The sequence below is a fragment of the Romboutsia sp. D33t1_170424_H2 genome (genome assembly GCF_015669105.1).
In the GTDB taxonomy this organism is placed as follows: Bacteria; Bacillota; Clostridia; order Peptostreptococcales; family Peptostreptococcaceae; genus Romboutsia_C; species Romboutsia_C hominis.
This window is the reverse complement of record NZ_JADOZQ010000026.1, coordinates 1-8,971: the sequence shown is the minus strand read 5'-3', so window position 1 is coordinate 8,971 and position 8,971 is coordinate 1. Positions and strand designations below refer to the sequence as shown.

At 28.6% G+C, this 8,971-nt stretch carries 8 protein-coding genes; 7 read left to right on the top strand and 1 reads right to left on the bottom strand.

The features are described 5' to 3' along the window. Positions 1 to 164: 164 nt before the first annotated feature. The 4 genes from I4U66_RS14265 (at position 165) to panF (ending at position 4,447) form a co-directional block, all read left to right on the top strand. Entirely contained in the window at positions 165 to 1,490 is a 1,326-nt protein-coding gene (locus I4U66_RS14265; RefSeq protein ID WP_092925961.1) for an APC family permease, read from the top strand. Positions 1,491 to 1,763: 273 nt separating this feature from the next. Continuing rightward, complete coding sequence (locus I4U66_RS14260) at positions 1,764 to 2,510, top strand: polysaccharide deacetylase family protein (RefSeq protein ID WP_092925959.1); 747 nt, start codon at positions 1,764 to 1,766, stop codon at positions 2,508 to 2,510. A 129-nt stretch (positions 2,511 to 2,639) separates the two neighbouring features. Next, the gene (locus tag I4U66_RS14255) at positions 2,640 to 2,948 is read left to right on the top strand and encodes a YhdT family protein (protein ID WP_092925957.1); all 309 of its coding nucleotides are present in this window, start codon (positions 2,640 to 2,642) and stop codon (positions 2,946 to 2,948) included. Then, the gene (panF, locus tag I4U66_RS14250) at positions 2,948 to 4,447 is read left to right on the top strand and encodes a sodium/pantothenate symporter (protein WP_092925955.1); all 1,500 of its coding nucleotides are present in this window, start codon (positions 2,948 to 2,950) and stop codon (positions 4,445 to 4,447) included. The genes I4U66_RS14255 and panF overlap by 1 nt, the downstream gene beginning before the upstream one ends. 63 nt (positions 4,448 to 4,510) lie before the next feature. Here panF and I4U66_RS14245 read toward each other — a convergent pair whose 3' ends face one another. Further along, on the bottom strand, positions 4,511 to 5,317 hold the full coding sequence (locus I4U66_RS14245) for an N-acetylmuramoyl-L-alanine amidase (protein ID WP_166505367.1): 807 nt from the start codon (positions 5,315 to 5,317) through the stop codon (positions 4,511 to 4,513). A 201-nt stretch (positions 5,318 to 5,518) separates the two neighbouring features. Here I4U66_RS14245 and I4U66_RS14240 point away from each other — a divergent pair, with 201 nt between their 5' ends. From I4U66_RS14240 to I4U66_RS14230, 3 genes are all read left to right on the top strand, one after another. Beyond that, a complete protein-coding gene (locus I4U66_RS14240; RefSeq protein WP_166505368.1) occupies positions 5,519 to 5,950 on the top strand; it encodes a hypothetical protein in 432 nt (143 codons plus the stop codon). A gap of 144 nt (positions 5,951 to 6,094) precedes the next feature. Next, a complete protein-coding gene (locus I4U66_RS14235; protein ID WP_195929275.1) occupies positions 6,095 to 7,036 on the top strand; it encodes an alpha/beta hydrolase in 942 nt (313 codons plus the stop codon). Positions 7,037 to 7,485: 449 nt separating this feature from the next. After that, complete coding sequence (locus I4U66_RS14230; RefSeq protein WP_243278808.1) at positions 7,486 to 8,898, top strand: cation:dicarboxylate symporter family transporter; 1,413 nt, start codon at positions 7,486 to 7,488, stop codon at positions 8,896 to 8,898. Positions 8,899 to 8,971 lie beyond the last annotated feature (73 nt).

The window sequence follows — 8,971 nt, the reverse complement described above, 5'->3', positions numbered from 1 at the left end:
TATATAATAAATAAAAATATAAAAATTAAAGTAATCTTAAAAAAATTTTCTAAAAATACATAATTTAGAAAAACGTTGTCGAAAAAAATAAAAAAATGTATTGAAAGTATTTCAAAAAATATTATAATGAAATTATAGAAAACTTAATAAATAAGGAGGCATATATGGAAAGTAAAGAACTTCAAAAAAGTTTAGGGATGTCTGCAGCTTTATCAACAGTTGTTGGTATGGTTATAGGTGCAGGTGTGTTCTTTAAGCCGCAAGCTGTTTATCAAACAACAGGTGGAGAGCCAGGACTTGGAATGATAGCATGGGTAGTAGCAGGTATCATAACTATAACAGCAGGATTAACGGCAGCTGAAGTATCAGCAGCTATACCAAAAACTGGTGGTATGATGGTATATATTGAAGAAATATATGGCAAGAAACTAGGATTTTTAACAGGGTGGATGCAAACGGTATTATTCTTCCCAGCAACAATAGCAGCACTAGGAGTTATATTTGCACAACAAGCAGTTTCATTAATAGGAAATGAGTCTTTAACTCTTCCTATAGCAGTAGGTATTATATTATTTGTTGCAGCGTTAAATACATTAGGATCAAAAGCTGGTGGAGCTATACAAACAATTGCTACTATATGTAAGTTAATACCTTTAGCACTTATAATGGTATTTGGATTTATAAAAGGAAGCGGAACAAATCCAGTAATGACACCATTAGTAGGAGATGGAATAAGCCCAGCAGGAGTTATAGGTCAATTATTAATAGCAGTATTATTTGCCTATGATGGATGGATAAATGTTGGTGCTTTAGCTGGAGAAATGAAAAATCCAGGTAAGGATTTACCAAGAGCGATAGTTGGTGGGCTTGCAGTAGTTATGGGAGTTTATGTAGTAATAAACTTAGCATATCTTTGGGTACTTCCAGCAAGTGAATTAGCTAACTATTCAGCACCAGCAGCAGCAGTTGCAGAGGCTATGTTTGGACCAATGGGTGGTAAATTAATAACAATAGGTATATTAATATCAGTATTTGGTACACTTAACGGATACTTATTAACAGGACCAAGAGTTATGTATACTTTAGCAGAACAAAAAACTCTACCAGGATACAAGACTTTAACTAAATTAAATAAATCTCAAGCTCCAGCTAACTCAATAATAGCAATGGCAACATTATCAGCTATATATGCATTATCAGGACAGTTCAACTTATTAACAGATTTATCAATATTTGCTATATGGATATTCTACGTACTAACATTTATAGGTGTTATAAAGCTTAGAAAAGATCAACCAGATTTATTTAGACCATACAGAGTTCCATTATATCCATTTATACCAGCTATAGCTATATTAAGTGGATTATTCGTTGTAATAAACCAACTATGTTTTGCTGGTTTACAAACAACAATGATATCTTTAGGAGGTATAATAATAACTCTTATAGGATTACCAATTTATAATTATATGCAAAATAAAACTAATTAATAAAAAAGTACAAGCGTATTGCTTGTACTTTTTTATTAGAAGGATTTTATGTTAAATATAAAAATGTGAAGAGTTTTATTGATACACTTATAAATTAAAGTAAATTTTTATTTTTATTACATAAATATTTACAGAATAAGTTTTATCTTTTAGTGATATAAAAAAGGTTTTTTACCAATACTAAGATTATAAAAACGTTTAAAACGTAAAAATTTATACAAATATGTTCCTTAAAAGGCATAAATTTATAATAACTATAAAGGAGGAACTCATATGAAAAATGTAAGATTAAAACTAGCAATAAGTGTAGGACTTTTAACATTTGCTATGATACCAAATAACACAAGTGCTTTAGAATATATAGATAAATATACTTGTTTACCTATATATTATGATGTAAATGAAACTGCTAATACAAACAATAAAATCGCTTATATAACGATAGATGATGGTCCAAGCAAGTACACAAAAGACATACTACAAATCCTTAAAAAGCATAATGCACATGCGACATTTTTTATGATAGATATGAATATGAAAGTAAATAAGGATGCTGTAATAGAGATTGTCGAAAGTGGAAATAGTGCAGGATTTCATAGTGTTTCGCATGATGTAAATAAACTTTATGAAAATTACGATTCAGCTAAAAGAGAATTTGATAAAAATAAGGAAACTTTTTATGAGATAACTGGAAGGACATCAAATATAATAAGACTTCCTTATGGAAGCAAACCGTATACACCAGTCAAGTCATATGAAAATTTAGTTGATGCAGGATATAAGCTTTGGGATTGGAATATAGATACTCAAGATTGGAAAAATGATTCTAATAAAATAATAGAAATTGTAAAAGAACAGGTTAAAAATAAAAAAGAAGTAGTAATACTTATGCACGAAAAAAAACAAACAGTACAAGCATTAGATGAAGTACTTACTTATTTAAATGAAGAAGGATATGAAATACTTCCTATAAATGAAAAACAAATACCAAAGAATTTTTGGAATATTAATACTAAATAAATAGCTATCAAAATGATAGCTATTTTGTTTACTTAAAATTTTTACTAGACAAAATAATACAAAAAATAATAAAATAGGACGTGGTTAAAATAGTTATATTATTTAAATAATATAGAAAGGATTAAATTTATGGATGATAAAAAAATAGTAGAAGATCCAAGATATAAACAGTGTAATAAAGAAGCTATAATGGGACTTATTCTTGGACTCTTAAATCTTATATGGTGGTTTGGATTTGGATATGGACTTTCAAATAGACCAGTTAAAGAGTATACATATATACTAGGTTTTCCTGCATGGTTTTTTATGAGCTGTATAGTAGGAGGAATACTTTTTTCTATACTTACAGTTATTACAATAAATAAGTTCTTTAAAGATATGCCACTTGATGGTTTAAGCAAAGAAGAAGTAGAGATGTACAAAAAGGAGTTTAAGTAATGGAAAATGTAAATTACAAAGTATTAATTCCTATAGTTATATACTTTATAGCTATATTTGGAGTAGGTTTTTACTCTATGAAGTTTGTAAATAGAGCAAGAAATTCAAATAAAGATAATTCTTTTATGGACGAATATATGACAGGAGGAAGAGATTTAGGTGGATTTGTACTTGCTATGACTTTAGTTACTACATATTTAAGTGCAGGAAGTTTTATAGGTGGACCTGGAACTGCTTACAAAGAAGGACTAGGATGGGTGTTTTTAGCGATGGCACAAATGCCAACAGGATATTTTACATTAGCGGTCCTTGGAAAAAAGTTTGCTATAATATCTAGAAAAATAAATGCAGTGACTATAACAGACTTTTTAAGAGCAAGATATAAATCAGACATAGTAGTTATAATGACGTCGATATCAATAGTTATATTTTTTATAGCGGCAATGGCAGCACAGTGGGTAGGAGCGGCTAGACTTTTACAAGGTTCAGTAGGTCTTGATTACAACATTGCATTAACTGCATTTGGAATAACAGTTATAGTTCACACTGTAGTAGGTGGATTTAGAGCAGTTACATTATCTGATACAATTCAAGGTGTAATAATGACTATAGCAACTATAGCTATATTTATAGGTACTATAATTGCAGGTGGTGGAATAAATAATATAATTCAAAATATGGCAGCTATTAATGAGGGAATGATAACTCCATTTGGAGTAACACCAGGAAATATGACTATAGCTTGGGTAACATCATTTTGGATATTAGTGGGATTTGCAGTGGTAGGTATCCCATCAGTATCTCAAAGAGCTATGAGTTATAAAGATACTAAGAGTTTACATGATGGTATAAAATATGGAACGATAGTATCTATGATATTACTTCTTGGAATGCACTTAGTAGGAGCTTTTGGATCAACATTAGTTACTGGTATAGAATCAGGTGATTTAGTAGTACCAACATTAACAACTAAATTATTTCCATCGGTAATAGCAGGAATCTTACTTGCGGGACCACTAGCATCTATAATGTCAACAGTAGATTCACAGTTGTTAGTAGCATCAGGTTCTATAGTTAATGATTTAATCTCAAATTATATAAATCCCAGTTTAAAGACTAATTCTAATTTAAGCGGAAAGATAAGCATATTATGTACTGCACTTCTTGGTATTATAATATATTTAGTAGCTTTTAATCCACCAGAACTAATAGTTTGGCTAAATCTATATGCTAATGCAGGAATAATTTCTACATTCTTATGGCCAATAATACTAGGTCTTTATTGGAAAAGGGCGAATTCATTTGGTGCAATAGCATCTATTATAGTCGGGATAGGCTCATATATATTATTTAGTCAAGTATGGAGTAGACCATTTGGAATGCATACTATAGTACTTCCATTAGTATTATCATTAATAACTTTTATAATAATATCTAAAAATACTAAAGCTCCAGATAAAGATGTTTTAGAAACTTTCTGGGGTGTATATTATAAATAGCTATATAAAAAAGAGATACCTAAATTTAGGTATCTCTTTTATATCTAACAATAATATAAAAATTTACTTAACATATACAGAGGATACATATCCATAAGTATTACCAAATTTTATCTTGTGCCAATCATGCTTAGTGTCTACTATCTTAACTTTATCTCCTTTTTGCAAATATCCAATAGGTGCAAATAAAGTACCTCTCTCAGCTCTAACTTTAACATTGTCATTTAATACAGTCTTTATATTGGAAAAACTTCCTTTAATGTTAAAAAATTCTTTGACGCTATTAACTATACCATTAGCTATTTTTTCTTGATATGCTTTTGTAGACAATTTGAATCCTTCATTATCATTTGATATAAAGCCACATTCGATAAGAATAGATGGCTTATTATTATCTCTTAAAACTTGCAAGTTACCTTTTTTAACACCTCTATCATTAGCTTTAGTAGAATTTAATAGATTAGATTGAAAAATATTAGCAAGACCTTTATTGGTTTTATCGTAATAATAAGTTTCTATACCATTTGCACTTTTACTTTCTGATGTATTTTGGTGTATTGATATAAATAAATCAGAATTAGATAAGTTTGATTTTTTAGTTCTTTTAGATAAAGATACATATTCATCTTTATTCCTAGTTGTCTCAACGTATATGCCTTCTTCTCTTAATAGCTTTTCTACTTTTTCCGCTATTTGAAGGTTTAGATTATCTTCTATTCTAGCACCATAGCTTGAACCATTATCTTTTCCCCCGTGGCCTGCATCTATAAATACTTTATAGCTTTGGGCATTTGATATAGTCATATTTGACATAAATGATAAAGACAATAACAATGCTATTATAGGTTTTCTCATATGTTTAATACTCAAAAATGTTCCTCCTTAGATGTCTAAAATTAAATTCAACTCTAATTATACTAGTTTAAAAAAATTTTTCAACCTAATGTAATTTATTGAAAAAGTAGACAAAGTAGAATTTTTAAAAAACTGTAAGAATATAACATATAGTATATAAATTTTTCAAATAGAATATTTATAACTCGTATACTTTTACAAGGAGTATATTTAATTATGGATAATAAAAATAATATAAATAGAGAAAATAAACAAATTAAAAAGGCAATTGATAAGTGTTCCAAAATTAAATCAAATAAAGGTACTCAAAGTCTGGGATTAGATAGGTTTTCTTATGCAGACTTTGTATTGCTATCTTCGACATTAGCATATGCAATAGTAGAAGAATTAAATGAGGAAGATTTAAGCTTATTAATATCTTTTATAAATATGTTAAATGGAGATTTAGTTATGCTAAGAACGCAAGAAGCTATAAGAGCGGGAAGAGAAACAGAATTAAGCCAGCAGCAGGAGGAAGAAGTATTAGAAGAGACGGACACCCTAGCTGATGCTATAGGAGAGACTGTTGATGATGAAATGATAGCCGATCTAATTAGAAAACCTAAAAAGAAGAAATATAAAAAGAAAAAGATTAAAAAGGTAAAGTGATCAATGCACATATTGTAGGTTGGTTACTTTTTATTTAAAAATAAAAAGTTAATACTGGGTAAATTTATATAAAAAAATATATTATAGATTATAAAAGTTTGATATAATAATTATTAAAATGAATAGAAGGAATTGAAAGAATATATGAGGTGTACAAATTTTTATTTTAAGGGAAATGATAATTTAGATATACATGTATATAAGTATGAAGGGGAAACAGACAAGCCAAAAGGTATAATTCAAATAGCACATGGTATGAACGAAACTGCTAGTAGGTATGAGTATTTCGCGAAACATTTAACTAAAAATGGTTATATAGTTTATATAAATGATCATAGAGGTCATGGCAAGACTGCTAAGACGGTTGAAAATGTTGGATATTTAGCGAAGGAAAATGGCTTCTATCATTTGGTTGAGGATATGAACATATTAACAAATATTATAAAAAATGAAAATGAAGGACTTCCTATATATTTATTTGGGCACAGTATGGGATCTTTTGCTAGTCAAAATTATATTATGAAGTATTCACATAATATAGATGGAGTTATATTATCAGGTTCAAATGGAGACCATGGATTTATATTAAATTTAGCAGAGATAATAATAAATAGAGAAATAAAAAAACATGGACGATTATATAGAAGTAAATTTATAGATAACTTAATATTCGGTAGAAATAATAGAAAGTTTAAAAATACTAAAACAGAATTTGACTGGCTAAGTAGGGATGAAGAAGAGGTTAAAAAATATATAGATAATCCATTTTGTGGATTAATATTTACTTGTGGTTTTTTCTATGATTTTATACAAGGATTAAAAGCAATAGAAGATAAACATAACTTGGCTAAAATTCCTCTTGATTTACCTATATATATATTATCTGGAGATAAAGATCCAATAGGAAAGTTTGGAAGAGGTGTTTTTAATTTAAGGGATAGATACATAAATTTAGGAGTACAAGATGTAAGTTGTAAATTATATGAAGGTGGAAGGCATGAAATGCTAAATGAAACCAATAAAGATGACGTTATAAAAGATATATTAGATTGGATTAACAATAAATTGGTACAAAAAACTACATAATTATGTAGTTTTTATTTTTGTATTTAAAAAATAATTATTTTGAATAATTGATTCTAGAGTTGTTAAAAAAATAAAGTATGAAAAAGACAAAAGTAAGAATTTGTAAAAGTAAGAAAGCTAATTAAAATTAAGTTTTATACGGGTAAATTATATTAATTCTTATAAAAATATAGTAAAAAGCATAAAAAACTTTAAAATATATTAAAAGTTATATTGACAATAGAATGTTAATAATATATCATAATTTATATAAGAGGAGAAAAACTTAACAATATTAAGTAAAAATAAGAAAATACTTTACAAAAATTTAACTATGATTTTAAATATGAAAACGTATTTTTATAAAGTTTTAATATTGGAAAGTCAGATGAAAAATTAGCCAAGTTAATTAAAAAATGATTAACGTACTGGTTAATTTATAAAAATTAAATAATATTATGGAGGACAAAATGGGAGAGAGTTCATTCTTAACAGGGTTTTTGATGATATCAAACATCAAAACAATTATTTTTATCGCACTATTAATAGGGACGTTTTTCATAGTTAAACACTTTGAAAAGAAGAAAGTAAAGTTCTCAACAAGAACAATCTATGCGACAATAATAGGACTTATACTAGGGGTTATAATCCAATTAGTGGCAGGTCTTCCTGAAGATCCATCACAAGTTGATTGGTTACAAGAAGTAAGTAAGTGGTATGGATTATTTGGGTATGGATTTATGGATTTATTAAAAATGTTAGTAGTTCCAATGGTATTTGTATCGATAATAAGAGTTATAATAAATATGAAAGAAGGGGACAATTTACAAGCATTAACATTTAAATCTTTAGGAATGCTACTTGGGACAACATGTTTAGCAGCAATAATAGGTATAGTAGTAGGAAATGTTATGAAACTAGGAGTTGGATTTGAAGCAACTGGCATAGAAGCACCAGAAATGAGAGAAATAACTCCATTAGTTGACACTTTAAGAGGATTATTACCATCAAATCCAGTACTATCTATGGCAGATGGAAATATAGTAGCAATAATAATATTTGCTACATTCTTAGGGCTTGCGACAAACAGAACAAAGAAAAAATATATGGATACAGTTAAGCCATTTATAGATTTGGTAGAAGCTTTCTATAAGATAATAGTAAGTGTTGCAATGACAGTTATAAAATTTATGCCATATGCTGTAGTTGCACTTTTAGCAAATACTATAACTGCAAGAGGATTATCTTCAATGATATCTGTTGTACAATTTGTAGTAGCTTTGTATGTAGCAACAGCAATACTATTTGTTGTTCACTTAATAATAATAGCAGCTTGTGGGTTAAACCCAATTACTTATATAAAAAATGCGGCAGAACCACTACTTCTTGCATTTACATCTCGTTCAAGTTTAGGAACACTTCCTGTAACTATAGATACACTTGTTAAAAAGCATGGTGTTGAAGAAGGTGTAGCAAGTTTTACAGCAAGTTTAGGTGCTAATATGGGTATGAATGGATGTGCTGGTATATACCCTGCACTAATGGGTATAACAGTTGCAAATATGGCTGGGATAGATAAAAATATAAGTTTCTATGTAATGCTACTTGTAGTTATAACTATAAGCTCATTAGGAATTGCTGGTCTTCCAGGAACTGCAACAATGGCAGTATCAGTAGTGGTATCAGGAGTAGGACTTGGAGCGTATTTCCCATTAGCTGGTGGAATACTTGCAATAGATCCAATACTAGATATGGGTAGAACAATGATAAATGTAAATGGAGCATCGGTAACTTCAATAGCTGTTGGTAATTCACTTGGCAAAATCGATAAAGATATTTACAATAGAAAAAATACAGTAACAACTGAAGATAGAAGCGCTTAAATAAAAATAGCCCTCATTTATGAGGGCTATTTTTATTTAATATATATGAAACTTGATACAGTTAGTTCACTAT